Source organism: Cupriavidus sp. 05N39 (assembly GCF_056397325.1).
In genome coordinates this window covers 116,579-142,535 of sequence record NZ_JBFTNE010000013.1, presented here as the reverse complement: position 1 = coordinate 142,535, position 25,957 = coordinate 116,579, and the positions used below count along the sequence as shown (strand labels likewise).

Genomic DNA, 25,957 nt, shown 5'->3' with positions numbered 1-25,957 from the left:
GGGTCGATTTGCATGTTCTCTACACACTTCGATTTACAACGCTATCGTAAAGACGATCCTTTTTTGACGTAGGTCATCCCGGCGCGCCCCAAGTATGGCGTAGACTGCGCCGACGAATAAAGCAAGAAAAATTGATGGGGTGGACAAACTTCGCTTATGGGCCGTAGACCTAGCATCGAGCAACTTCGGGTTTTTCTGGCAGCCGCAGACCGTCAGAGTTTTACGCTTGCAGCGCGGGCTTGTCACAAGACGCAAGCTGCTGTGAGCATGCAGATGCGCCAACTGGAGCAAATGGCCGAGGCCAAGTTGTTCTGTCGGGAGAATAGACAGCTAAAGCTGACCGCTTCCGGGGAAGCGCTTTACGCGTACGCGATGCGTGTGGTTGCGCTGGAGGAAGAAGCCTGGGTGGCGATTCGCGGCAGCGCAAAGCACCGTCTGCGAGTCGGGGCTCCCGAGTTCTATGCGAACGAACTGCTTCCCATTGCAATCCGGAACTTTCATGCTACCCACCCGACCGTCCTCATTGAGCTGGTTTGCGCGTCGACCGCGCACCTGAACGGAAAGCTGCAGAGCGGCCAGGTGGACCTTGCCATTGGCGTGCGAGGGGCCCATATGGATGGAGACCCCTTGTTCACCCAGGAGCTACGCTGGGTTGCGCACCCGGACGGGCCTCACATCTGGCAGCAGAATCCAATCCCCATTGGGCTGTACGAGCTTGGGAGCACGGTCCGCGCCCATATCCTGGCCGCGTTGGAGCATGCCGAAGCCGACTATAGCTGCGTATATGAGAGTACATCCGTACCCGGCATCCTGGCAGGGGTGAACGCTGGCATGGTGGTGGCGGCAGTACCCTCGCAAGCCGCCCGTGAGCACCTGCGGATTCTTGACCGCGACGATGGATTGGTGGATATCGAGCGGCTAGACATTGTCATGGCGACCAGCAATACCGTCGCCCCGCCCGAGGCGAGGCAATTTGGTGAAGTGCTGAGACAGGCTGCCCAACGCTGGAAAGCAGTGGCTGCAGCGGCCGAATAGCAGGAATCCATCGCCGCCATCCTTGCATTGCATTTCGCAAAACCGCTCAACCTGCCGGCGGCAGCACCGTCTTGAGCATATCGATAAACGCGCGCAGCTTCGCCTGCGACTGCGTGCGCACCGGGAAATACAGGTACAAGCCATCGCTGCGCGGCACATACGGCGCCAGCACGGCCTCCAACTCGCCCGCCGCGAGTTCCCGCCCGGCCTCGAACTCCGCGACGTAAGCCAGCCCAAGCCCCCTGCGGGCAAGATCGACCAGCGTGTTGCGATCGTTCACCGTGACCTTGCTGTCGATATCGACCCATACCTTGCGGCGGCCCACCTGGAAATCCCAGCGATGGATCAGGCCCGATTTGACGAAGCGATACTGGATGCCCTGGTGGCGCATCAGGTCCGCCGGCGCCTTCGGCCGCCCTGCCCTGGCGAAATAGGCGGGGCTGCCGACCACGCACCAGGTGACGTCCGGCGTGAGCCGCAGCGCAACCATGTCCTTGGCCAGCGTCTCGCCCAGGCGTATCCCGGCATCGAAGCCGCTTTCCACCAGGTCGACGACACCTTCGTCCAGCGTCAGGTCCAGGTGTACCTCGGGATGCAGCAGGCGAAAACGCTCGATCATCGGTTCAACCAGCAGCGCGCAGGCCGCGCGGGTCATGGTGATGCGCAAGGTGCCCGAGGCATGGGTACTGAAGCCGCCGAGCGCTTCCAGCGCGCCGCCGATTTCCTCCGCCGCGGGACGTAGCCGCGCGTACAGCGCGGCGCCGGCCTCGGTCAGGGCCACCCTGCGGGTGGTGCGCTGGAACAGCGGCACGCCGTGCCGCCGCTCCAACAGCCGGATCGCCTTGCTGACGGCAGTCGGCGAGACCTGCAGCCGGCTGCCGGCAACCGTAAAGCTCTTGTGTTCCGCCACCGCCAGGAACATGGCGATACCGTCGAAGGCGTCCTTGTCCATTGCTCACTCCATTATGAACCTCTGGTTCATGACGAATGTACCTCGATCCGCTTTTTGCCGGGCAATCGGATGCGTAGGATTTGCTTCATCGGCACCGGCTCTTCCGGTTGCCGAACCCGACCAAGGAGCAATGAATATGAGCAAGCAACACACGCAACACACGCAACAGACTCATCAGACTCAACAAACGCAAACCCGATTCAAGCGCGTCTGGCTGATCACGGGCGCATCGCGCGGCATCGGCGCGGAGATCGTTTCGGCGGCGCTCGCCCACGGCGACGCCGTCGTGGCGACCGCGCGGAATTCGAAGACCGTGGCCGGCAAGTTCGGCGCCTTGYCCGGCCTGCTGGCGGTGGACCTCGATGTCACCGACGAAGCGTCCGCACGGGAAGCGGTAAAGCTGGCGGTGAAACGATTCGGCCGTATCGACGTGCTCGTCAACAACGCGGGTTTTGGCATGGCCGGCGCGGTGGAGGAGGCCAGCGCGGCCGAAGTCCGGAACCTCTTCGAAACCAATGTGATGGGCCTGCTCAACGTGACGCGCGCCGTGCTGCCGCAGATGCGCAGCCAGCGCGCGGGGCACGTGATCAATGTGTCGTCACTGGGCGGTTACCGGGCAGCCGCCGGTTTCGGGGTCTATAGCTCGACCAAGTTTGCCGTCGAAGGCCTGTCGGAAGCGCTGCATGACGAGCTTGCACCGCTTGGCATCCACGTCACCGTGATCGAGCCTGGCTACTTCCGCACCGACTTCCTGGATGCTGCCTCGGTAGTGGAGTCCGCCACGGTGATCGGCGATTACGCCGGGACGGCAGGCAAGGTGCGCAGCACGGCCAAGGCCTATAACCACCAGCAGCCCGGCGACCCCAGGAAACTCGCGCAGGTATTGCTTGCGCTGGTAGCGGCACAGCAGCCTCCGCAGCGCCTTCAGTTCGGCACCGACGCGGTGAACCGCGTGCGCGAAAAACATGCGCTGGTGGAGCAAGAACTGCAGGCGTGGGAAGCGCTGTCACGGTCGACTGACTTCCCGGCCTGAGTGCGTGCGGCGCGCCACGTCAGCCGCATCGGGCTCGCGTTCAAGGCCTGCCTGTTGGCGCGAGCCGCCATTGCCTGACGATCCGCGTACGCGGCTGCGGCCACCAGGCAAGCTGGCGCGTCTCGCACCGGCAAGCGTCCACAAACGCCAGCATGCGCTGCCCGGCGGACAGCGCGATCGGGCAGGCGGGGCGGCTCGCGCCCGGCTCGGCGTCTCCCACTGGGGTCGACGTCATGGCTCAGACCGGTCCGGGATGCAGGCGGCCATCGTCGCCGAGGATCATGCCTTGCCAGGTGGCCGGCTTGCCCGACAACTCCCATGCAAGGATCTGGACGGGCGTTCTTCCAATGCCGCCGCGCAGTTCCGCCATCGCTTTCTCGTCCAGCACTTCGGACACCGGCAGGTCTTTAATGTCTAGCGTGTTCATTACAGTCTCCTAATAGTCGGTAAAACAGGTCGGGATGTTGACGTGTCGGATCGGGGGATCCGTATCGGGCCTGTTACGAGGCTTGATGTCAGGTGAGCATGGAGCGTGCCATTCGCGCGCGTGGGCTGTCTGCGCCACGCATGGGGCACACTGCTTCGCTGCTTCCCGGGCAAACCCGCCCAATGCGGCTGAAGCGGCCTATTCCGTGTCCGACGCCGGCTCGTGCGGCGAGATGCGATGTTGGCTTTCCGGCAACAGAAATGCGAGATGTGGCGTCCCGGCCAACAGTTGCGCCATGGCGGCTTCTCGCCGTGGCGGGCGGCGCCGGATGCAGCTTGCATCACCGCAGGCATCGTTCCAGATCCGTGCGGCAGCGACGCAAATTGCATTTTTCGCAAATATCATATTCATTAGTTCTTGGACGGGCGCGTCTCCATCGGGACACCCGTCGCCGGCAACGCATTCCGGCCCCGCGTCACGGACTCCGCGAGACGGCCTATGCCACGCAACTACTCCGAGCTAGAAATCGTCATCGACAACGATGGCGGCGGCAGGTACGAGGTGGAAGCCCGTCATCGGGTGCCTGAAGGGGACGCCATTACGCCGCGCGTGCCGCTGGCGCTGTCACCGGATGACCCGGCCCTGCGCGATGCGGACCCGCGGGTGTGCGGGCGCGCGCTGGCGGCCAGCCTGTTCGCGGCGCCGGCTGTGCGCGATGCCTTTGTCGCCGCGCAGACCGCGGCGCAGGAGCGCCGCCTGGACCTGCGCGTGCGCCTGCGCATCAGCATCGATGCGCGCGAACTGCATGCGCTGCCATGGGAGACCTTGTTCGACCCCGCCGGCGAGCATCCCCTCTTTATCGGGCAACACTGCTTTTTTTCGCGCTACCTGTTCGCGCGGGAGATGCGCCTGCCCAAGCTGCGTGCAAAGAGCGATGTGACAGCGCTGGTGGTGGTGGCAAACCCAAGCGGGCTCGGCCCGGAGATGGCGGCGATCGATGCCGCCGGGGAAGCCGCGCGCGCGGCTGCCGCGCTCGCCCCGGTCCCGGTGACCACGCTGGCCGAGCCGGGACAYGCCACCGTGGAACGAATCCTCGCCGCCTTGCGCGACGGCGTGGACGTGCTCTATATCGTGTGCCACGGCGCGCTGGTGGATGACACGCCCATGTTGTGGCTCGAACGCACCGACGGCACGCGCGACCTGGTGGCCGGCAGCGTGCTGGTGGACCGCATCGGCACGCTGGAGCGCCCGCCCAGCCTGGTGGTGCTTTGTTCCTGCCAGAGCGCGGGCGCGGCGCGCGGCGGCAGCACGCTGATGGCGCTCGGCCCGCTGCTGGCGCAGGCCGGCGTACCGGCAGTCCTCGCCATGCAGGGCAATGTGAGCGTGGCCACCATGGACGCCTTCATGCCGGTGTTCTTTACCGAACTGCGCGACCACGGCGAGGTGGACCGCGCCGCGGGCATCGCGCGCGCGGCGGTCAGCCAGCAGCCCGACTGGTGGATGCCGGCGGTGTTCACGCGGCTCGACAGCGGCCGCATCTTTTATCCGCCGGGCTTCGGACCCGACGAAGGCGATGGCGCCGATGCCTGGCGCGCCGTCATCGAGAACATCCAGCATGGCGAGACCACGCCGATCCTCGGACCGGCCATGAGCGAGACGGTCTTCGGCTCGCGCCTGCAACTGGCGCAGATGTGGGCCGAGGCCTATCACTTCCCGATGGCGGCGCACGAACGCGATGAGCTGCCGCAGGTGGCACAGTACCTGGCCGTGTCCCAGCAAGGGGTGTTCCCGCGGCGGCTTTTCTTCAAGTTCGCGTACCAGCACCTGAGCCAGCAGTACCGCGACATCCTGCCACCCGCACTGTCGGCGCTGCGCAACGAAGACATCATCGCGCAGCTTGGCGAGGTGGTTTGCACCGTGGGCCGCGCGCAGCGCCAGCAGGATCCCGCCAGCCCCTACCGCGCGATGGCGCGGCTCAAGTTGCCGGTGTACCTGACGACGGATCCCAGCGACCTGCTTGCCGATGCCCTGCGCGAGGGCGGCGCCGATCCCGGCATCCGGCTGTGCCGCTGGAACCGCCAGGCCGAAGCTTGCGACGACGCGCTGTCCGAAGGCCGCAAGCGCGCGAATCCCACCGCGCAGGCGCCGATGGTGCTCAAGCTGTTCGGCGACCTGCGCGAGCCCGGCTCGCTGGTGCTGACCGAGGACCAGTATTTCGATTACCTCACCAGCGTGTCGATGAACCGCAACGCCATCCCGCTGGCCGTGCGGGCGCGGCTCAACGACAGTGCGCTGCTGTTCGTCGGCTTCGACGTGCAGTCGTGGGAATTCCGCATCCTGTTCCGCAGCATCCTCAACCTGGAGGGCGCGGACCTGCGCCAGGAATACCAGCACCTTTCCGCGCAGCTCGATCCCAACAGCATCGTCGACCCGGTGAGCGCGCGCCGCTACCTGGAGCGCTACTTCCAGGACAAGGCCCGGCTCAAGCTGTACTGGGGCGACGTCGGCATGTTCACCGCCGAACTGCTGCGACGCCTGGAGGGGTGAGATGGCGGCCAATCCCGAACTTCCGGACACGACACGCAACGCCCACGGCCCGTACATCGGCCCCATGCCGCTGGACGAGACGGACCCCATCTTCGGCCGCGATGCCGAGATCGAGGAACTGCGCGACCGCCTGATAGCCGACCGCGTCGTCCTCCTGTATTCGCCCTCGGGCGCGGGCAAGACGTCGCTGATCGAGGCCGGCCTGCGTCCGCGCCTGGCGGATCGCTTCGACGTGCTGCCCACCGCGCGGGTCAGCGTGCCGTATGAAGGCAGCAACCGCTATGTCACCAGCGTGCTGCACTGCTGGGCTGCGCGCGCCGAACTGAAGCCGCGCGCGGACGATACGCTGCTGTCCTGCCTGTCCCGCCTGGAAGACCACAATCCGGGTGGCCGCACGCGGCGGCTGCTGATCGTGCTCGACCAGTTCGAGGAGATCTTCACGCTCGACAGCACCGACACCGGCGCCAAGCAGGTGTTCTTCACGCAGCTGGGCGAGCTGCTGGATCGCAGCGGCAGCCCGGTATGGGCCCTGGTGGCGATGCGCGAGGAATACTTCTCGTGGCTCGATGCCTATCGCGACCTGGTGCCGACGCACCTGATGAACACCATGCGGATCGACCTGCTGTCGCGCGAACAGGCGCTGGAGGCGCTGCGTGGACCGGCGCTGGCGGCGGGCGTGGATTTTCGCGAGGACGCGGCGCGGCAACTGGTGAAGGATCTGGCCCAGGTGCGCACGCGCGATGCGGCCGGCCAGGTAAGCCTGCGCGAGGGGCGCTTTGTCGAGCCGGTGCAATTGCAGGTGGTCGGCCTGAGCCTGTGGCAAGCCTGCTTCGGCCAGGACGGGCCGGCGGCCGGCGGGGGCGCGATCACGCTCGAGCAGGTTCGGCGCCTGGACACCGGCGCGGCGCTGGCTTCGTACTGCAATACGGTGTTCGACACGGCCGCCGCCACGCGCCCACGGCAGCGCGTGGTACGCGACTGGGTCGAGAGCCGCCTGATCACCGCCACCAACATGCGCGCCCAGGCAACGCTGGACGCCGGCTCGCGCAGCGCACCCACGGCGGCCGAGCTCGACCTCTTGCAGCAATATCACCTGGTGCGCGCGCAAAGCCGCCAGGACGCGCAGTGGCTCGAGCTTGCGCACGACCGGCTGATCGAACCGGTGCGCGCCAGCAACGCGCAATGGCGCACCCAGTACCTGCCGCACTGGAAACAGCTGGCGCGCGCCTGGGCCCTGTCCGGCGAGAATCCCGGCGTCTTCGGCAAGCTCAGCTCCACCGAGGAACTCGACGACACCTTGCTCGAAGCCGAGGACCGGCACAGCGAAGCGGAAAACCGTTTCCTGGCGGCCTACCAGCGCTATCGCGCGGAGCAGGAGCGCGCGCGGCGCTGGCATATCCTTGGCTATTCGCTGGCGTTCGTCACGTTCGTGGTTCTGATCGGCGTTGCGATCCTGGCCTGGCAACTGCGCGCCACCAAGCAAGACATCGCCCGGCAAAACGCCCTTTTCTCGCTGCTCGGCTCGCGGCCCGCGCCGGACGCCGCGCTGCTGGCGGCCGTGGAGGGCACGCGCGACCTGCATGGCCACTCCCCGCCGGCGGGCTTCGATTTCCGGCGCTCCCTGGTCAGCACCATGAATCGTGCCCGCCATATCGAAGCCTACCTGGCGCGCGCGGATGAGCAAACCCTGGAGGTGCAGGCCGATGCCGGCTATCGGGTCAGCGCCAGGCTCGGCGCGAATCACTGGATCGTGGACGTCACCGGGCTCGGTCCCGGCGCCCGCACGGTGCGGCTGGACGAGGCCGCGCTGCGCAACCAGCATCCCGACGGCATGCGCGTGCTGGCGCTGACCGGCGCCGGCACGCTGGCCACGGGCGGCCAGGACGGCAGCGTGGCGTTGTGGAACATCGCGCAGCCCGCGCGTGCCACGGTGCTGCAGCCGCCGGGGGCGAGCCGCGCAAGCGGATGGGGTCCGGTCTCGGCCCTGTCCGGCGACGGCCGGCGCCTGGCCGCGGGCTACGACGGCGGCCGCGTCGTTGTGTGGGATCTCGCCAAGGGCGGCGACACGTGGCGGCGCCCGGTGGCAAGCGGGCGCGCACACGCCCTGCGCATCACCGACGTGGCGCTGTTCGATCAAGGCCGGCAGCTCGCCACCGCGTCGCGCGACGGCAAGGCCCGGCTGTGGCGCCTGCCGTCCGACTCCGGGGCGGACCCCGCTGTGTTGAAGACCCCCGCACAGGAACTGTCGGCGCCCGCGGACAATACCGACTGGTTCGCGGGCTACCACAGCATCGCCGTCAGTCCGGACGGCAGCCTGGCCGTGGCCGGCACGCGCGGCGGCCGCATCAGCGTGTGGCGCACCGCCGATGGCGTGCTGTGGCCGCGCGCGCTGCTGGGCCACGACGATGCCGTGGTGCGGCTGGTCTTCACCGACGACAAGCAATTGCTCTCCGGCGGCTGGGATGGCCGCGTGATCCGCTGGCGGCTCGACCCCGAGCGTATGCAGTTCACGCGCAACGAGCTGCTGGACCTGCCGAGCCAGATCACCGGACTGGCGCTGGCCGGCCGCGACCAGCGCCTGTTTGCCTCCACCGAACAGGGCGAGCTGCTGCAGATGCGCTTCGACGCGCCGCGCCATCCGATGGCACGGATCCTCTCGCGCGGGCAGGATGGCGCGCCGCCGCTACTGCTGGCGCTGACGGGCGTCACCCCGCCGGTGGCCGCCGCGACCGAAAGCGGCAGGCTGGTCATATTGCAGGCGGAGGCCGGCAATCCAGCGAGCCGGCGGCCGGTTTCCATGCCGGCCGCGCCGGTGCGCGCGCTGGACTGGGCGCGTGGCGCGCGGCGCCTTGTGGTGGCGGATGACAACGGCCAGGTCTGGATGCTTGCGGCCGATGGCACCGGCAATGCGATCCTGCCTGGCGTAATGGCGGGCACCAGCGCGCGCCTGACACTCAGCGACGATGCGCGCCTGCTGGCGATCCGTTCGGGCGAACCCGCCGAAGCCCGGCGCCTGGAACTATGGCGTCTGCCGCCCGACGCCGGCGCGGCCACGCCTGCCGCGGCCGCTGCATCCGCCACCGAAGCCACCGCAGAAGCCGACGCCTGCCGGATCCCGCTGCCCGAGCCGCTGGCGCGCGCGGCCTATGCCACCTTCCGGCCCGGCGCCAGCGAACTCGCCGTGGCCGAGGACGACAGCATCGGCCTGTGGCGGATCGAGCTCGCCGGGACCGATTGCGCCGACGCCAGGGCGGTCATGGTCCAGCGTTTCGAAGACCTGCCGCGCGGCCAGATCACCAGTCTTGCCTTCGGCGCGCGCGGCGACACGCTGGTGGCCGGCAACTATCTGGGCAAGGTGTACCGCCTGGCATTGCCGAAGTCCCCGGCCTCGCCGGGCCAGCCGGTGCGCGCCCGGGCCACCATCCTCAAACAAGATGCCGCGGGCGTCATCACCGCGCTGGCCGCGCCAGACGCGCCGTTTGTCGTCGCCGGGGACGACCATGGCAATCTCTTCCTGCTCGACCGCGAGACCGACCGGCCACTGCCGATCCCGCAAACGCTCTATCGCGACCCGCGGCAACCCGTGGCCGCCCTCTCCGTCAGCGACGACGGCCGTTGGCTGTATGCGGCGGGCACCGGGCTTGCCGCGATCTGGGATCTCGATATGGAGCAATGGCGCAAGCAGGCCTGCGCCATTGCCGGCGGTGGCTTTACGGCCCGGCAGAAAGCCGATTTCTTCAAGGGCGATACGCCATCGCCGACCGCATGTGAAGCACGTTGAATACGGTGAATGCGTTGATCAACAGGTTGATCGACGCCTTTATCGACGCCTTTATCGACTGAGTTGACCGGAAGAGGAGCACGCCATGCCCATCCAGACCATTGCGGGTACCAGCGCCAGCTATGCGCTGCTGGCACTGGACGCCGCCGGCAACGAACGCAACGACGACCCGGACGGCGTCGGCGGACATTTGTCCGAGCGTCTGCTGCCGCAATGGCGGGACAGCGCGCCCACCGATGTCTTTCTCTGGAGCCACGGCTGGCAGGGCGACCTGCCCGCGGCGCGCAACCAGTACGACCGCTGGATCGGCGCCTTCGCGCGCAGCGTCGGCGACGAGCAGGAGATGCGCGCGCGACACCCGGATTTCGCCGTTGCCCATATCGGCGTGCACTGGCCCAGCCTGCCGTGGGGCGACGAGGAACTGGGCGGCGATACCAGCTTTGCGCCGTTCGCAGGGGCGGGCGCGCAAGCCATGGTCGATGCTTATGCGCAGCGTCTGGGCGACACGCCGCCAGTGCGTGCCGCGCTGGCGGCCATCTTCGAGGCCGCGCGCACCCAGGCGGATGCCGCCAGCCTGCCGGAAGCCGCGCGCCTGGCCTACCTGCAACTCGACCAGGCGCTCGCGCTCGGCAGCGAGGGGGTGGGAGGCGATGCCGGCGCCGACCGCCTGCCGTTCGATCCCGATGCCTCCTTCGCCGAAGCCACCCAGCTGGGCGCCACGTTCGGCGGCTCCGTGCTGGGCGGCTTGCTGGCACCGCTGCGGCAGCTGTCCTTCTGGAATATGAAGAAGCGCGCCCAGACCGTGGGAGAAAGCGGCGTGCATCCCCTGGTCAACCGCATCGGCGATGCCTTGCCGGCGGCGCGCATCCACCTGATGGGCCACAGCTTCGGCGCCGTCGTCATGTCCGCCGCGCTGGGCGGGCCGGGCGGCACGGCGGCGCTGCGGCGCCCCGTGGCGTCGTGCGTGCTGGTACAGGGCGCGATGTCGCTATGGGCCTACGCGCCGGATATCCCCGTGCGGCCCGGCACGGCGGGCTACTGCCACCAGGTGCTGCCGGACGGCAAGGTCAGCGGGCCGCTGGTGGTGACCCGCTCGCGGCACGATACGGCAGTCGGCTCGCTGTATCCGTGGGCCGCCGGCGTGGCCGGCCAGGTCGCCTTCGAACCCGCGCAGGCCTATCCCGCCTTCGGCGCCATCGGCGCGTTCGGCATCCAGGGCATCGACGGCGCCACGGACGCGCCCCTGCAGCCCTACGACGGCCACTACGCCATGACTGGCGGCAAGGTGCTGAACATCGAGGCCAGCGAGTACATCTGCCACAAGAGCGGCGTCTCGGGCGCGCACAACGACATCGACGGCCCCGAAGTCGCCCACCTGATCTGGCAGGCCGCGCTGGCCGGGGCCTGAATCCGAACCTGAGCGAGATGACGAGCGCGACCGGGAGCACTACCATGACCGACGAATCCATGCCCATCCCGCTCGGCATCCAGGCCGACACCGGACGCCCGCTCGCGGACATCGACGCGCAGGCTGTCGCCGCGTTCACCGCGCACGAGCACGCGGGACGCCGTGCGCCCGAACGCGCCGCGGAGAAGGCCCGGCAGGCCGAGACCTACGCCGTGCTGGGCGATGTCGACGGCGACAAGCTGGACGAGGCCGGCTGGGGCTTGCTGTTTCCCTCCGACGTCGATCCCGCGCCTTACCTGGACGCCCTCGCGCCGCTGATCGCCTGGCGGCACCGGGAGGCCGGACAGGTCACGATATTCCAGGGCGCGGACGGCTGCCTGCCCGGCGAGAGCGCCGCCACCTGGCTGGCGCGGCACAAGGTCTCGCTCAACGTGGTGGATCCGGCCCTGGGCGTGCCCTACTACCTCGTGCTGGTCGGGCCGCCCGACAAGATATCGTTTGCCTTCCAATACACGCTCGACCTGTACTGGGCGGTGGGGCGGCTGGATTTTCCGCAGCTGGCTGATTTTCGCAGCTACGCGGACAGCGTGACGGCCTACGAAACCATGGCCAGCGTGACAGCCCGGCGCCGGATCGCGCTGTTCGCCACCTGCCACGACTTCGATCGCGCCACGCAGTTGCTCACGCGGCAACTGGCCACCCCGCTCAGCCTTGGCACCGCGCAAGCCAAAGCCCTCGGCGAGCGCCAGGGCTTTGCCATGCAAGCCTTGCTGGGGGAAGCGGCCACCAAATCCGCCCTGGCCGAAGTCTTGCGCGGCAAAGGCCCGGACGGCCCGCCCGCCCTGCTCTTCACCGGCTCCCACGGCATGGGCTTTCGCGCGGACGATGCGCGCCTTGCCGGCGCCCAGGGCGCCATCGTCTGCCAGGACTGGCCAGGCTACGGCGCAATCGGCCCCGAGCACTGGTTCGCCGCGCAAGATGTGCCCGACGACGCGCAGTGCCACGGCCTCATCCAGTTCTGCTTTGCCTGCTATGGCGCCGGCTGCCCCGAGTTCGACAATTTCGGCCGCGACGCCGTCGCCCCCGCGCGGCTCGCGCCGGCCCCCTTCACCGCCCGCCTGCCGCAGCGGCTGCTTGCGCATCCCCACGGCGGCGCGCTGGCGGTGCTCGGGCATGTCGACAGGGCCTGGGCTTACGGCTTCCAGTCAGAGCGCGCGGACCCGCAGACCCAGGGATTCCGCGACGTGATCGGCAGCCTGCTGCGGGGCGAGCGCGTGGGGCAGGCCACGGATCGCTTCAACATCCGCTGGGCCGCGCTCAGCACGGAACTGGCCGAGTTGCTGCGCGACCGCGGCGCGGGTGCCGCCGTTTCCGATACCGAGATCGCGCTACGCTGGGTGGCGCGGGACGATGCGCGCAATTACGTGGTGCTGGGCGATCCGGCGGTACGGCTGAGGGTGCGCGACATCGCCTGACCATTGCCTCACGCCTCGCCCGGCGAGGCGTCGCCCAATGGCCTGACCGGCCATCCGGGGCGTCATGCACTGTCGCTCCCGGACACACACAAGTCGCCAGGACTGTATGGTGCGGCCCAACGATTTCCCCTCCACGCGTATCCCGTGAAGCATAATCCGGCGGCAGTGTCGCCTGCCGGACGCAGGCATGAGAAATGCGTATAGACGTGTGAGCGCCGGCCCCGGTGCTTGCGGCCTCGTCAGGAGAATGAACGTGGTATCGACGTCTAATGATTGCCGGAGGGCTTAGCCATGCAAAAGCTATCCATCCTGACGCTCTGCCTGCTTGCCGCCGTCGCATGCATGACCGTGTTTATCTGCTTGTCCGGGGCATTCACCACGCGCGACACCGAATACGGCAGTGGCACGGCCGTGTTCTGCTATATCGACGAGCAGCTTCGCTAAGACGCGGCGCGTGCTCCCCTGAGCGGGAGCGCGCTCCTTCACGTCACGCAGTTTCCCGATTCAGCGCGCCATCGCTCAGCCCGCCCGTTCCTTGACGTAGCGCCCGGGTGCCGGTTCGATCACGGGGTACGTCTTGCTGCCGGCCTGGCGGGGTGCGTCGATGGCCTTCCCGGCCTTGGGCGCGAGCCACTTGATCCAATGGGGCCACCAGCTCCCCGGCGTCGCCGTGGCACTGGCAAGCCACTGCCCGGCGTCATCCCCCAGGGTGCCGCCAGCCCAGTAGCTGCGCTTGTTCTTCGACGCCGGATTGATGACACCCGCGATGTGCCCGCTCGCGCCAAGCACAAACTGCGTCTCGCCACCGACCAGTTGCGTCGTCCGGTAGGCGGACTTCCAGGGCACGATGTGGTCGTCCTGCGTCGCCAGCACATAGCTGGGCAGATCGATCGCGCCGAGGTCCACGGGCGTGCCGCACATTGTCAGCCGCTTCGGCACGCACAGGTTGTTCTCCAGGTACATGTTCCGCAGGTACCAGGTATACATCGGCCCCGGCAGGTTGGTGCTGTCGGCATTCCAGTAAAGCAGGTCGAATGCTTCGGGCGACTTGCCCTTCAGGTAGTGGTTGATGACATTCGGCCAGATCAGGTCATTGGCGCGCAGCGTCTGGAACACGAAGCCGAGTTCCGATCCGGGGTAGATGCCGCCCTGGCCGATCGCCCGCTCGCGCGCTGCTACGCCCTGCTCGTCGATGAATACGCCAAGGTCGCCGGGGTCCCGGAAATCGAGCATGGTGGTCAGCAGGGTCAGGCTGGCCACGGAGGTGTCGCCGCGCGCGCGCAGCACCGCGAGCGCGGAAGAGAGGATCGTGCCACCTACGCACCAGCCAAGCGCGTTGAGCTTGTCGGCACCGCCGATGGCCAGCGCCACCTCGATCGCTTTCATCACCCCCAGGCTCAGGTAGTCGTCCCACGTGACGTGGGCGCAACTGGCATCGGGGTTGCGCCACGACACCAGGAAGACTGTGTAGCCTTGTCCGACGGCGAACCGCACAAACGAGTTCTCGGGCTGCAGGTCGAGGATGTAGAACTTGTTGATGGACGGCGGCACGATCAGCAGCGGGCGCGTTGCCACCCGCCCGGTCAGGGGTGCGTACTGGATCAGCTGGAACAGCGCGTTTTCGAACACCACCGCGCCTTCGGACACGGCCACGTTCTTGCCGATCTCGAACGCGGACTCATCGGTGATCGACAGCCCGCCCTTGCGCATGTCCGCGAGCAGGTTGCCGAGCCCGGCCTTCAGGCTCTCGCCTTGCGTCTCGAATGCGAGCTGCATCACCTCCGGGTTGGTGGCGGCATAGTTGGCCGGGCTCATCGAGTCGATGAACTGGCGCGTATAGAAGCGCAGCCGTTGCCTGGCGGGTTCGTCCAGATCCGCGGCCTCCACCATGTCGCTGGCCAGCCTGGCGTTGAGGAGGTAGCTCTGCTTGAGCAGGCTGTAGGCGGGATTGTCGCGCCATTCGATGGCGCCGAAGCGGCGGTCGCCGCGCTCGGGTGCGACCACCGGCTCCGCCGGTTCGCCCGCGATGTTGACCATCATCCGTGTCCACAGCGCCAACTGCTGCTGGAAGTAGTTCAACTGCAGATCGGCGAAGGGGCCGGCGCCGGTCGGCGCCATGGCCTGCCACAGGCTTTGCCCCGACTTGATGAAACCCTGGACAAACTCGTCAGGAACGTTGTAGGGGAATGCCATCGTTGTCTCCATTGCCCCGGGTCCCGCGGCGGCCTCCGGTGGCATTATCTGTGCGCGGCCGGACAGGGACGCCATTCAGGCCAGGTTGGCGCGGCGTAGTTTCGCCTTGAGCGCCCCGATCTCGTCCAGCAGGTCAAGCACGAGTGCAACGCCCGCGGGCCCCAGCTCCAGGTCGCGTGTCAAACGCAGCGCCGCGCGGGCGCGCGACAGGGCGGCGCCCTCAAAGCGCCAGCCCTGCGCATCCTCGCCGCGCGGCGTCAGCACGCCTTCCTCGACAAGGGCCACCACCTGCTCCATGTCGGCGTGACAGGCCACGCTCAGTTCGACCAGCGTGAACTGAACCTCTTCCTCGACAAGCACGCCTTGTAGCGTCGAACCGCTTTGATTGCTCATCGCATCAAGCCTCCGTTGAACGGCGCGGCGAAAAACCGCTAAAGGTCTTGGCCATCTCCCGGTACGCCTGCCTGGCCTGCTCCGTGTCGGCAGGCGGCAAGGCGATGGAGAGCACCGCGTACAGGTCGCCGGGCGGCGTGCTGGGAAGGCCCTTGCCCCTGAGCCGCAGCTTGCGGCCAGCCGACGAGCCCGGCGGCACGCTGAGTTGAAGCACGCTGCCGTCCGGCGTGGGTATGTCGACGCTGGCGCCCAGGGTAGCTTCCCAAGGGGCGACGGGCAGGTCCAGGTAGACGTCGCGATCGTCGACGCGGAACCGCGGGTGCGGCGCGATCTCGATCTCGAGGTACAGGTCGCCGGCGGGCGCGTCTCCAATCGCCGGGCCGCCTTGCCCGGCAAGCCGGAGATGCTGTCCCCCGCGAACGCCCTTGGGAATATTCACGTCCAGTTGCCGCTCCTGCAAGCGGACATGGCCGTTGGCGTCCACCTGCGGCGTGCGCAGCGAAATGGTGCGGCGCCCTCCCCGGTATGCGTCCTTCAGATCGATCTGCACCTTGGCGTGATGATCCGCCCCGGCCATACGGCCGGCATGGCGCGCGCCGCGGCCCTGCGCCGGCCTCGCCCCGAACAGCGATTCGAAGAAATCGCTGTGATCCATCTCCGGGTCGCGACCGGCATCGCCGCCGCTGAACTCGAAGCCGCTATCCCATCCCGGCGGCGGAGTGAACTCGCGGCCGTGCTTGTAGCGCGCCCCCACGTCGTCRTAGGCCGCGCGCTTTTCCGCGTCTTTCAGCGCCTCGTACGCTTCGGCCACGTCCTTGAACCGGGCTTCCGCATCCGGCTCCTTGCTGACGTCAGGGTGATACTTGCGCGCGAGCTTGCGGTAGGCACGCTTGATGTCATCCTGCGTGGCCGTGCGCTCCACGCCCAGCATCGCGTAGTAGTCCTTGAACTCCATGAGTGGCCCTCCGGCGGCTCGCGTGCGGGACGCGCACGGCGCTTGCGAACAACTTGTCACTGAGTATAGGCAAAGGGGGCGGCGTGCGCCTCTCAAGACGCACGCCGCGGGTGAGCGGGAGGGAAAGCGTCCGGGAACCGGCTATGTTGGTGGCAAGCCTTGTACTGGAGCGCCGTCATCAACGGCGTGATCTCCGTGCCGAGCATGGTCGTGACCATGCTGATGGCGGCGGCTGTCTGCGCCATGCTGGCGACAATGCGCGCATGAGGCCAACCCACGCGAAGTGCCAATAAAGACATCTGCGTGTCCGCCATCGTACCGACACCATGGCCGGTCGATGTCAGTCTCGGTCTATCGAATGCCGGGTGCGATCGGCGGCTGCGCGGATGCGCGGGCCAATGTCTGGCGCATGGCATGACCACCCTCCCTGGAGTCCAATCATGAATCCGTATGAACTTGACCACATCAGCAGCGGCCCGCGTGCCGCCATCGTCGGCAACATCGAGAAGAACGGCGCGGGGCCCGGGCCTTTCCTGATGGCTGCCGATACGCTGGAAGGCAACCCGGTGATCGGCCCGGGCGGCGACAAGCTCGGCAAGGTCGACCACATCATGCTGGACGTGCCCGGCGGGCGTATCGCCTATGCGGTGCTGTCCTTTGGCGGCTTCCTGGGCATGGGCGAAAAGCTCTTCGCCGTCCCCTGGTCCGCGCTGACGCTCGACATCCAGCGCAAGAGCTTCGTGCTGGGCATCGACAAGGAAGTGCTGGAGGCCGCGCCCGGTTTCGACAAGGACCATTGGCCAAGCATGGCGGACCCGCAGTGGGCCACCAGCATCCACGAATACTATGGCCGGCCGCCGTACTGGGAGCAGGACCGGTACGAGCGGGAGACGCAGCGCTGAGCGCGTGCGTCTCCCACCGTCTGGGGTAGCCCGAAGCGACGTGCGGCGGCGCCGCTCCGGCTCAGCGGAGCTGATCGAGGATCGCCGGATTCTCCAGCGTCGATATGTCTTGAGTAATCTCTTCGCCCTTCGCCAGCGAGCGCAGCAGGCGGCGCATGATCTTGCCCGAACGCGTCTTGGGCAGGTTGTCGCCGAACCGGATGTCCTTGGGTTTCGCAATCGGCCCGATCTCCTTGCTCACCCACGCGCGCAGCTCGTTGGCGATCTTCTCCGCCGCCTCGCCCTCCGGGCGCGCTCCCTTCAACACCACGAACGCGATCACGGTTTCGCCTGTGACCTCGTCCGGCCGCCCGACCACGGCAGCCTCGGCAACCAGCGCGTTCGCGGCCAGTGCCGACTCGATCTCCATCGTGCCGAGCCGGTGGCCGGACACATTGAGCACATCGTCGATGCGGCCCATGATGGTGAAGTAGCCCGTCTCGGGATCGCGCACCGCGCCATCGCCGGCAAGGTACAGCTTGCCGCCCAGCTCTTCCGGGAAGTAGCTGGTCCGATAGCGCTCCGGGTCGCCCCAGATGGTGCGCAGCATCGCGGGCCACGGCCGCTTGATGACCAGGATCCCGCCCTGGCCGGCAGGCACGTCCTGCCCGGTTTCATCGACGACCGCCGCCATGATGCCTGGCAGCGGCAGCGTGCACGAGCCCGGCACAAGCGGGGTCGCGCCCGGCAGCGGCGAGATCATGTGGCCGCCGGTCTCGGTCTGCCACCAGGTATCGACAATCGGGCAGCGTGATCCTCCGACGTTGGTGTAGTACCAGATCCACCCTTCCGGATTGATTGGCTCGCCGACGGTGCCGAGGATGCGCAGCGACGACAGGTCGTAGTTCGACGGGTGCACCTTTGCGTCGACCGCCGCGGCCTTGATGAGTGAACGAATCGCCGTTGGCGCGGTGTAGAAGACCGTGACCTTGTGCCTGGCGATCATGTCCCAGAAGCGGCCCGCGTTCGGGTAAGTCGGCACGCCTTCGAACATCACCTGGGTGCCGCCGACCGCGAGCGGGCCATAGGCGATATAGCTGTGGCCGGTGATCCAGCCAATGTCGGCGGTACACCAGAACACATCCGCGGGCTTCCAGTCGAAGGTCCACTTCATGGTCTGCGCGGCCCACAGCAAGAAGCCGCCGGTGCTGTGCTGGACCCCCTTGGGCCTGCCGGTCGACCCGGAGGTATACAGGATAAAGAGCGGATGCTCGGCGCCGACCCACTCCGGCTCGCAGGTGCCCGCTTCGGCCTGCGTCAATTCGTGCATCCACAGGTCGCGATCCGCGTTCCACTGCACCTTGCCCCCCGTGCGTTTGTACACGATCACGCTCTTCACCGCGTCGCAGCCGCCCTGCGCCAGGGCTTCGTCCGCGATATTCTTCAGCGGTAGTGCCTTGCCGCCGCGCATCTGTTCATCCGCGGTGACAAGTGCAACGGCGCCCACATCCACAAGGCGTTCGTGCAGCGATTTTGCCGAGAAGCCGCCGAATACAATCGAATGCGTCGCGCCGATCCGCGCGCACGCCTGCATGGCAACCACGCCTTCCACCGACATCGGCAKGTAGATCACCACGYGGTCGCCCTTCTTCACGCCCCGCTTCCTGAGCGCATTCGCGAAGCGGCACACACGTTGCAGCAGGTCCTGGTAGGTGACGGCGGCCACGGTGCCATCGTCGGCCTCGAAGACAATGGCAATGCGGTTGCCGCTGCCGGACTCGACATGGCGATCCAGGCAGTTATACGAGGCATTCAGCTCGCCATCCTCGAACCAGGTGTAAAAAGGTGCGTTCGACTCGTCGAGCACTTTGGAGAACGGCGTCTTCCAGGTCAGCGCCTGGCGCGCGAGACGCCCCCAGAAGCCGTCGTAGTCGCGTTCGGATTCAGCGAACAGCGTCTTGTACGCGTCCATGCCTGAGATGGCCGCATGGGCCGCCAGATCAGCGGGCGGCGGAAAGAGGCGGTGTTCCTGGAGAACCGATTCAATGGATTGCATTTCGTACTCCTGCGCGCAGGTTGGGCATAGGGCCACGCCATCCGCTTGCTCGCGCCGCGGGTTCGGGCATCCTGCGACAAGTGGATCAAGGCATTCAGCAAACGGTGCGCGCAATCGGCCCGGACGTCGGTACGCTGCCGTACCCGGTGCCGGCGGGATCAGATTCCCTGGCGAAAACCGAGGTAGTCCAGCGCCAGGTGTTTCTGCAGTGCGCGGGCCTGGCGCAAGGCGTCGCGCAAGGCGCGCCGCTCGCCCGCGTCCAGTTCGTTCGGGTCCACACGATTGTGCATGGCCGAGCCGCGTGCGAAACAGCGCTGCTGTGTCTTCAGGCGCAACGTCTGGATGCCATTGAACGCGCCGATCYACGCTTGCACATCCTGTGGCTCCAGGCGCCGCGCCTCGCCGGCGCGCCGGAGGCGATCGGCCGTATTGCTGGCGCGGGCGCGGCAAGCCAGGCCGTAGATGCGGGCCGCGTCGACGAACAGCGTGGCGGCATCCTGTTTCAGATCGATCGTACCGGCGAACTTCCCGCTCCTGGCCACCGCGAAGTCGCGCAGCAGGCCGAGCGGCGCTTTGCGCCGCAGCGCATTCTCGGTCATCTGGTACAGAAAGCGCGGGTTGTCCGGCGCCATGTCCGCGAGCCAGTCGATCAACGCCTGTGCCAGATCGTGCGCGCCATGAAGCGGCCTCAGGTCGAAGAAGATGGTGGCGTTGAGCAGCGCCCGCGGATCGCCTTCGATGATCCAGCTCGCGAAGCGCTCCCGCCATTCGTGCAGGTCGAGGCACCACTGCGGATTGCTTGCCATGATTTGCCCGGTGCACAGCGGGAACCCGCAGGCGTCGAGCGCTTCGTTGATGCGTAGCGCCAGCGGCAGCATCCGTTGGCGCAGTGCCTGGGCGCCGCCGCTGCCAGCCAGGATGAGCCCGTTGTCCTGGTCGCTCGACAGCGTCTGTTCCTGGCGGCCTTCGCTGCCGAGCGCGATCCAGCACCAGCGTACGTCCTGCAACTGCTGCCCCGCACAGGCCAGGTCTATCACGCGCCGTGTCAACGCATCGTTCAGCGTCGAGATCAGCCGCGTAAGCGGCTCCGCTTCCGTCTCGCCCGCCACGCGATGCCAGAGCGCCCGGATCTCCGCGGCGGCCCGCTGCAGCCCGCCTCCGTCCTGCGCGCCGGCGATGCGGCGGCGGGCGCCCTCCATGTCTCGCATGAATGCGCCCGCCTGGGCATCGGGCGGGTCGAAAACGGCGTCGGGATGGATCGTGGGCGGCTCATTCATGGGTTGTACGTTCCTCAGTACCGGAGCCGCGCGTAAAGGGTCTGTTGCGCGGCATCGCGGGCATCCTTCAGGGTGACAATGCCTTTTTCCGCGAGCAGCGGGGTCATCTTGAGAAAGACCTCGCCAGTGACGATCGCGTCTCCCAGGGCGGTATGGCGGCCAATCACCGCCACGCCGAGACGGCTGGCGATCGCTTCCAGTGTGTGCTCGGTCTGATGGGGGTGGATCACCTGCGATAACAGCAGCGTATCGAGGACGGGTTGCGTGAAGGCGGTGCCGGTTCTTTCCTCCAGCATTTGCAGGAACTTCATGTCGAACGCGGCATTGTGCGCGACGAGCACGGTATCCGCGGCGAAACGGTGAAACTGCGGCAACACGGTTTCGATCATTGGCTGGCCATTGAGCATGGCGTGCGTGATGCCGTGAACCGCTATCGACCCGGCGCTCAGCGCGCCCCGCGGCTGGATCAGCTGCTCGAAACTCTCCCGCTGCAACAGCCGGCCGTTGACGATGCGCAAGGCGCCGATGGAGATGATTTCATCGCCGGCGGCAGGCTCCAGCCCCGTGGTCTCGGTATCGAACACCGTGTAGCTGAGTTGCGCGAGCAGGCACTGGTCGATTTCGGCGTTTTGTCCCGGCTGGTGGAACAGGTCGAAATCGTAGAACTCCGGGCGGCCTTGCTGTGCCGGCAGGCTGTCCAGCGCCGACCGCGGCTCGGAGACCGGCAGCATCAGACGGTAGCGGGCCATGTCGGGCGACGAGCCGGACGAACATACGGTCTCGCCGCCCTGACGCGCCATCAGCGCGCTCAGTGAGAGGGCCGCACCGGCCTGCAATGGTGCGTTCTCCCACGCCCGCAGCATGTCGGCGGTTGGCGGCGCGCCGCGCCAGGTAAGGTCGAGATAGGCCAGACGGCCGGCACGGCACAGGCCGAAACGCAACTCGGTGACGCCGGCTTCGGTAGCGAGCCGCTGCGCCAGATAAGCCAGCGCCTGGGTCAAGGCATAGCTGTCCACCTTGAGCCACAGCGTGGCGTCGACCGCATCGCTGGCGGCTACGCTGAGCGACGGGCTGCCGATCCGCCGCAGCAGCAGCGCGAGCAGGTCGGCGCCGCGCATCTCTTCAAGCTCCTGATGGCTGTCCATCCCGGCGCCGCGCTGATCCACGGCACGGCCGATCTGGCCCACCAGGCGCTGCGATTCGTCGTCGATGATGCCGGTAAGCTGGGCTCGCTTCTCAGCGTTCATTGCCGGGAACGCCTGGAGGGTTTCCACCGCCGTAAGGAGATTCGCCAGCGTGGCGCGCGCATCTTGCGTGAGCGACTGCAGCAACGCGTCGCGGCGGTTGTCGGCCTCGACGTTGCGGGTGATGTCTTCCAGCGTCAGCACGAAGCCGTTGAGGGTATGCGCGCTGTCGAACACGGGTGCCATGTGCGCGCGCACGATCTGGCCCTGCGACAGCGTGGCGACGAATCCGGATACCGGCCGCGCCCCGCGGGCCCCGCCCTCGCGGAGCTGGTGCTGCAGCTGTTCCAGCGCGTGCAGGATGAGACCCCGCTCGATCACGCCGAACACGGAGCGGCCCAGGCCGATTGCCGCAATGCCAGCCGCGGGCGCGCCGCCCCGGCCAGCTTCCAGCAACTGCCTGGCGCTGTCGTTGTAGAGCAATATTCGCCCTTCGATATTGCAGACCAGCACGCTCAGCGCAAGCTCCGCCATGAGCGCGGCGAGCCGGTTCTTCTCCTCGGCCAGCGCGCGGTTCGCCAGCTCGATCCTGGCCTGCACGTCGTCGTGCACGGCCTGATGGGACGCCGCCAGCAGGTTAAGCTTGTCGACCAGGATGCGCACATCGCGCGCGCCCTGTGGCGCGATGCGATGACCGGGGTTGGCCGCAAGCAGCGCGGCGTCTTCGGCCAGCCGCGCGACCGGCGTCAGGTAGGCGTCGAACAGGGCTTTCAGGCCAATGCCCAGGCCAAGCAGCAGCAGCAACGCGAGGGCAATCCACAGCGCGCCGCGCTGCAGCAGCAACGCGCGCAACCAGGTGCGCTGCGCGTCCGGCAGGTCGATCGCGAGCGGCAGGAGGATCGCGCCGGCGAGCAGCAACTGCGCCAGGAAGAGCAGCGCCAATGTCACGCCGAAGCGGTGCCCGGCGATCCACGTTCGAATCATTCGGGGTCTCTCTGACAGCTCGCGAGCAATGCGCCCACCTTCTCAACCAGCTCCTTGGTGGAAAACGGCTTGGTGATGTACGCATCGGCGCCCAGCGCGAGGCCCTTGCTCACCTCAAGGTCCCGCCCCTTCGCCGATAGCATGACCACCCTGACCCGATCCCAGGCCTTGTTCTCGCGGATCTTCTGGCAGACCTCGAAGCCGCTGCGCAGCGGCAGCATGATGTCGAGCAGGACAAGATCGGGCTGGAACGCGGCCATCTGCGCCAGGGCTTCCTCCCCGTCGCGCGCGATGCCCACCTCGTAGCCGCTCTGCTGCATCAGGAATTCCAGGGAGATCACGATGTTCGGTTCGTCGTCGGCGATAAGGACTTTGTGGGTCATGACGTTGTCTCCGGTGCGTTCGGCAGCGGCAGCGTGAATACGAATACCGCGCCGTTGTCCTGCGTGGTCTCCAGCCACAGCGCACCGCCGAAATGGCGGATGATTTCCCGGCTGATCGGCAATCCGAGCCCGGTGCCCTGGGGCTTGCCCGCCAGCCTGTCGCCGCCCTGGCGGAACTTGTCGAAGATCAGCTCCCGATCCTGCGGGCGCACGCCGCAACCGTTGTCGCGCACCGCGACGCGCAAATTGCCGCCCGCCGCCTCCAGGCTCACCGCGACCCGGCCGTCCGCGCGGTCGCAGAACTTTGCCGCGTTCGACAGCAGGTTGAGCATCACCTGCATCAGCCGGTCGGGGTCGGCCAGTATCAGCGGGACCTGCGGCGGCAGGTGCAGCTCAAGCTGAATGCGCTGGTCCGCAAACAGTTGCCGGGTGGCGCTTACCGCATCCTCGATCACTTGTTTCAAGTCTAGTGGCACGGGGTGCCATTCGGTGCTGCCGGATTCGATCTTGGCAAGGTCGAGCACGTTGTTGATGAGACGTGTGAGGCGCTCGCTTTCCTTGATCACAATGTCAAGGTATTCGCTGCGCCTGGCAGCGGCAAGATCGGGATGGTCGCGAAGAATTTCGGAGAACGCGCGGATTGACGTAAGCGGGGTGCGCAACTCGTGCGTCACTGTCGAAATAAAGTCGTCCTTCATGTGATCAAGCTCGGTGAGCCGCATGTTGGCGGCCTTGAGTCCGGCCGATACCATCTCCAGTTCTCGCGATTTCTGTTCCAGTTGCCGGCTGTAGGCGACCGCTTGCGAGGTCTCATCCAGTATTGCCATGACTTCGTCCAGGCCGAGCGGCTCTTCATTCACCGCCGAGGCGATCATCGCGCGCGCCGATGCGGCGCCGATCGCACCTGCCAGCTGGATTTCCGCGAAATGCACCAGCGCGGCGTCGGCGGCCAGCGGGYTGGCGCCGGCACGCTCGCGGTGGAACCGCGCGTACGCTTCGTCGGCCCGTACGCCGCCAAGGAAGCGCCGCAACAACGCAAGTACCGCTTCGGCCGAAGCGCTGCCGCGCCACACATGGGAACCCAGTGCGCTGCCGCCGTGGGCATAGGCATCCACGAACAGGATGGCCTGCACCCGTTCCGCCGCGCTTTGCGGACTGGTGAGCGACACGCCGGCATAGCCGCCGACGTTCGCCAGCATGCTCCAGAACAGCGCATGCGAGACCGGGTCCAGCCCGGCCAGGCCAAACAGTTGCTGCGGCTTCAGCCACCCGATGCCGAACGGCCCGTATTCGACAAAACTGGCCGGCAGCCAGCCGGACTGCGCGAACGATGGCAGCAGGAGCGTGTACAGCCAGAGCAGGAAGCCTGCGCCGAGGCCAGCCAGCGCGCCGCGCCGCGTGCCGTTCTTCCAATAGATGGCGCCCAGCATCGCGGGCGCGAACTGCGCCACGGCCGCGAACGAGATCAGGCCGATCGAGACCAGCGCGTACGCTTCGCCGGCCAGGCGGAAGTAGGCGTATCCCAGCATCATCAACAGCACGATGGCCGCGCGCCGGATCGCGAGCAGCATCGCGCTGATATCGGCGCGATGGCCGAACCGCAGGGGCTTCAGGCGCAGCAGCAAGGGCATCACCAGGTCATTGCAGACCATGGTGCTGAGCGCGATGGTTTCGACGATGACCATGCCGGTCRCGGCCGACAGCCCGCCGATGAACACAAGGAGCGTCAGCGCCGGAGCGCCTTCCTGCAGCGGCAACGCCAGCACGAACATATCCGGGTCGACCTGGCCGCCCGGAAAGCGCAGCACGCCTGCGAAGGCGATCGGCAACACAAAGAGATTGATCGCCAGGAGGTACAAGGGCAGCATCCAGATGGCTTTCCTGAGGTGATTCTCGTCGACGTTCTCGACCACGGCGATCTGGAACTGGCGCGGCAGGAGCAGGATCGACAGCATCGACAGGAATACCAGCGCGGCCCAGCTGCCGAATGTCACGGTACCGCCATTCAATGTCAGGAGCGCCTTCAGCGCGGGAACCGCGCCCGCGCGCCCGAACAGATCCCCGAAGCCATCGTACAGGCCAAAGGTGACGAAGATCCCTACCGAGAGAAAGGCCGCCAGCTTTACCAGCGATTCAAACGCAATCGCGGCGACCATGCCCTCATGGCGCTCCGCAGCATCGATATGGCGGGCGCCGAACAGGATGGTGAATATGGCCAGCATCAGCGCGAGGTACAGCGTGGTGTCCGACCACACCGGCCCTGCCGTGCCGCGCCGGATGCCGATGTCGGCGGAATGCACCAGTACCGCCACGCTCGCCGAGACGGCCTTTAGTTGCAGCGCGATATAAGGCACGATGCCCACCACCGACACCAGCGTGACAAGGCCGCCAAGCAGCGCGCTCTTGCCGTATCGCGAAGCCAGGAAATCGGCAATCGACGTGATGCGGTTGTTCTTGCTGATACGGATGATCTTGCGCAGCACGGTCCACCATAGCGCCGCCATCAGTGTAGGGCCGAGGTAGATGGGCAAGAAGCCGATGCCGCTGACGGCGGCGCGGCCGACGCTGCCGTAGTATGTCCACGAGGTGGCGTACACGGCCAGCGACAACGCATACAGGTATGGGTTGTTGATGACGCTGGCGCCCGCGTCCGAGCGCTTGTCGCCGTAATACGCAATGGCGAACAGCATGCCAAGGTACGTGAACGACGCCAGCGCAACGACCCAGCCCTGCAGCATGTCAGTCCCTCGGCGCAGGTGCGGGCGGGGCGAACTGAGGGTTTCCTTTTCGCGGTGCTTCCTGCTCCGCGGTGACTGCCAGCAGAACGATAAGCACCGCCCATGCGGCGAACAGATAGGCGTACAACAGCGGGATGCCGAACCAGGTGAGCGTGTTGTTGAACAGGGCCAGCAGCGGATAGTTGAACAGCAGCCAGCCCAGGGCAAACAGCGCGATCAGGCGGTGTCCGACAAGGTTGCGGCGCAACACGGCAC

At 67.0% G+C, this 25,957-nt stretch carries 20 protein-coding genes; 8 read left to right on the top strand and 12 right to left on the bottom strand.

The window, feature by feature from the left end; genetic code table 11:
* Nucleotides 1-156: 156 nt before the first annotated feature.
* Entirely contained in the window at nucleotides 157-1,035 is an 879-nt protein-coding gene (locus AC1DN0_RS08930; RefSeq protein WP_441625973.1) for a LysR family transcriptional regulator, read from the top strand.
* 46 nt (nucleotides 1,036-1,081) lie between these two features.
* Here the strand turns inward: AC1DN0_RS08930 and AC1DN0_RS08925 are convergent, their stop codons facing one another.
* On the bottom strand, nucleotides 1,082-1,987 hold the full coding sequence (locus AC1DN0_RS08925) for a LysR family transcriptional regulator (RefSeq protein ID WP_441625971.1): 906 nt from the start codon (nucleotides 1,985-1,987) through the stop codon (nucleotides 1,082-1,084).
* Between the two features lie 130 nt (nucleotides 1,988-2,117).
* On the opposite strand from AC1DN0_RS08925, the gene AC1DN0_RS08920 reads away from it, so the two are divergent.
* Nucleotides 2,118-3,020, top strand: coding sequence for an oxidoreductase (locus tag AC1DN0_RS08920; RefSeq protein ID WP_477145659.1), 903 nt, complete (start codon nucleotides 2,118-2,120; stop codon nucleotides 3,018-3,020).
* 40 nt (nucleotides 3,021-3,060) lie between these two features.
* Here AC1DN0_RS08920 and AC1DN0_RS08915 read toward each other — a convergent pair whose 3' ends face one another.
* Both AC1DN0_RS08915 and AC1DN0_RS08910 read right to left on the bottom strand, forming a co-directional pair.
* A complete protein-coding gene (locus tag AC1DN0_RS08915; RefSeq protein WP_441625967.1) occupies nucleotides 3,061-3,255 on the bottom strand; it encodes a hypothetical protein in 195 nt (64 codons plus the stop codon).
* A gap of 3 nt (nucleotides 3,256-3,258) precedes the next feature.
* Nucleotides 3,259-3,447 (bottom strand): hypothetical protein, encoded by a 189-nt coding sequence (locus AC1DN0_RS08910; RefSeq protein WP_441625965.1) that lies wholly within the window; start codon nucleotides 3,445-3,447, stop codon nucleotides 3,259-3,261.
* A gap of 498 nt (nucleotides 3,448-3,945) precedes the next feature.
* Between AC1DN0_RS08910 and AC1DN0_RS08905 the strand changes: the two genes are divergently transcribed.
* From AC1DN0_RS08905 to AC1DN0_RS08885, 5 genes are all read left to right on the top strand, one after another.
* On the top strand, nucleotides 3,946-5,994 hold the full coding sequence (locus tag AC1DN0_RS08905; RefSeq protein WP_441625963.1) for a CHAT domain-containing protein: 2,049 nt from the start codon (nucleotides 3,946-3,948) through the stop codon (nucleotides 5,992-5,994).
* A 1-nt stretch (nucleotide 5,995) separates the two neighbouring features.
* Nucleotides 5,996-9,775: a WD40 repeat domain-containing protein gene (locus AC1DN0_RS08900; protein WP_477111130.1), complete on the top strand. Its 3,780-nt coding sequence runs from the start codon at nucleotides 5,996-5,998 to the stop codon at nucleotides 9,773-9,775.
* Between the two features lie 85 nt (nucleotides 9,776-9,860).
* Entirely contained in the window at nucleotides 9,861-11,183 is a 1,323-nt protein-coding gene (locus tag AC1DN0_RS08895) for a hypothetical protein (protein WP_441625959.1), read from the top strand.
* Nucleotides 11,184-11,227: 44 nt separating this feature from the next.
* Nucleotides 11,228-12,658 (top strand): C25 family cysteine peptidase, encoded by a 1,431-nt coding sequence (locus AC1DN0_RS08890; protein WP_441625957.1) that lies wholly within the window; start codon nucleotides 11,228-11,230, stop codon nucleotides 12,656-12,658.
* A 291-nt stretch (nucleotides 12,659-12,949) separates the two neighbouring features.
* Entirely contained in the window at nucleotides 12,950-13,102 is a 153-nt protein-coding gene (locus tag AC1DN0_RS08885) for a hypothetical protein (protein WP_441625955.1), read from the top strand.
* A 75-nt stretch (nucleotides 13,103-13,177) separates the two neighbouring features.
* On the opposite strand, the gene AC1DN0_RS08880 is transcribed toward AC1DN0_RS08885, so the two are convergent.
* From AC1DN0_RS08880 to AC1DN0_RS08870, 3 genes are all read right to left on the bottom strand, one after another.
* Nucleotides 13,178-14,851 (bottom strand): PHA/PHB synthase family protein, encoded by a 1,674-nt coding sequence (locus AC1DN0_RS08880; protein ID WP_441625953.1) that lies wholly within the window; start codon nucleotides 14,849-14,851, stop codon nucleotides 13,178-13,180.
* 75 nt (nucleotides 14,852-14,926) lie between these two features.
* On the bottom strand, nucleotides 14,927-15,244 hold the full coding sequence (locus AC1DN0_RS08875) for a chaperone modulator CbpM (protein WP_441625951.1): 318 nt from the start codon (nucleotides 15,242-15,244) through the stop codon (nucleotides 14,927-14,929).
* A gap of 4 nt (nucleotides 15,245-15,248) precedes the next feature.
* On the bottom strand, nucleotides 15,249-16,199 hold the full coding sequence (locus tag AC1DN0_RS08870) for a DnaJ C-terminal domain-containing protein (protein ID WP_441625949.1): 951 nt from the start codon (nucleotides 16,197-16,199) through the stop codon (nucleotides 15,249-15,251).
* Nucleotides 16,200-16,639: 440 nt separating this feature from the next.
* On the opposite strand from AC1DN0_RS08870, the gene AC1DN0_RS08865 reads away from it, so the two are divergent.
* Nucleotides 16,640-17,101 carry a PRC-barrel domain-containing protein gene (locus AC1DN0_RS08865; protein WP_477103993.1) on the top strand — a complete coding sequence of 154 codons (462 nt, stop codon included), beginning with the start codon at nucleotides 16,640-16,642 and terminating at the stop codon, nucleotides 17,099-17,101.
* Nucleotides 17,102-17,162: 61 nt separating this feature from the next.
* Here the strand turns inward: AC1DN0_RS08865 and acs are convergent, their stop codons facing one another.
* From acs to AC1DN0_RS08835, 6 genes are all read right to left on the bottom strand, one after another.
* Nucleotides 17,163-19,136 carry an acetate--CoA ligase gene (gene acs, locus AC1DN0_RS08860; RefSeq protein WP_477145658.1) on the bottom strand — a complete coding sequence of 658 codons (1,974 nt, stop codon included), beginning with the start codon at nucleotides 19,134-19,136 and terminating at the stop codon, nucleotides 17,163-17,165.
* Between the two features lie 158 nt (nucleotides 19,137-19,294).
* Nucleotides 19,295-20,413, bottom strand: a complete 1,119-nt coding sequence (locus AC1DN0_RS08855) for a DUF294 nucleotidyltransferase-like domain-containing protein (protein WP_477145657.1) — start codon at nucleotides 20,411-20,413, stop codon at nucleotides 19,295-19,297.
* Nucleotides 20,414-20,427: 14 nt separating this feature from the next.
* Nucleotides 20,428-22,581 carry a 3'-5' exonuclease gene (locus AC1DN0_RS08850; RefSeq protein ID WP_441625941.1) on the bottom strand — a complete coding sequence of 718 codons (2,154 nt, stop codon included), beginning with the start codon at nucleotides 22,579-22,581 and terminating at the stop codon, nucleotides 20,428-20,430.
* A complete protein-coding gene (locus AC1DN0_RS08845) occupies nucleotides 22,578-22,964 on the bottom strand; it encodes a response regulator transcription factor (protein WP_477111129.1) in 387 nt (128 codons plus the stop codon). The genes AC1DN0_RS08850 and AC1DN0_RS08845 overlap by 4 nt, the downstream gene beginning before the upstream one ends.
* Nucleotides 22,961-25,702, bottom strand: coding sequence for an ATP-binding protein (locus AC1DN0_RS08840; RefSeq protein ID WP_477145656.1), 2,742 nt, complete (start codon nucleotides 25,700-25,702; stop codon nucleotides 22,961-22,963). The genes AC1DN0_RS08845 and AC1DN0_RS08840 overlap by 4 nt, the downstream gene beginning before the upstream one ends.
* Before the next feature lies 1 nt (nucleotide 25,703).
* Nucleotides 25,704-25,952, bottom strand: a complete 249-nt coding sequence (locus AC1DN0_RS08835) for a hypothetical protein (RefSeq protein WP_441625935.1) — start codon at nucleotides 25,950-25,952, stop codon at nucleotides 25,704-25,706.
* Nucleotides 25,953-25,957 lie beyond the last annotated feature (5 nt).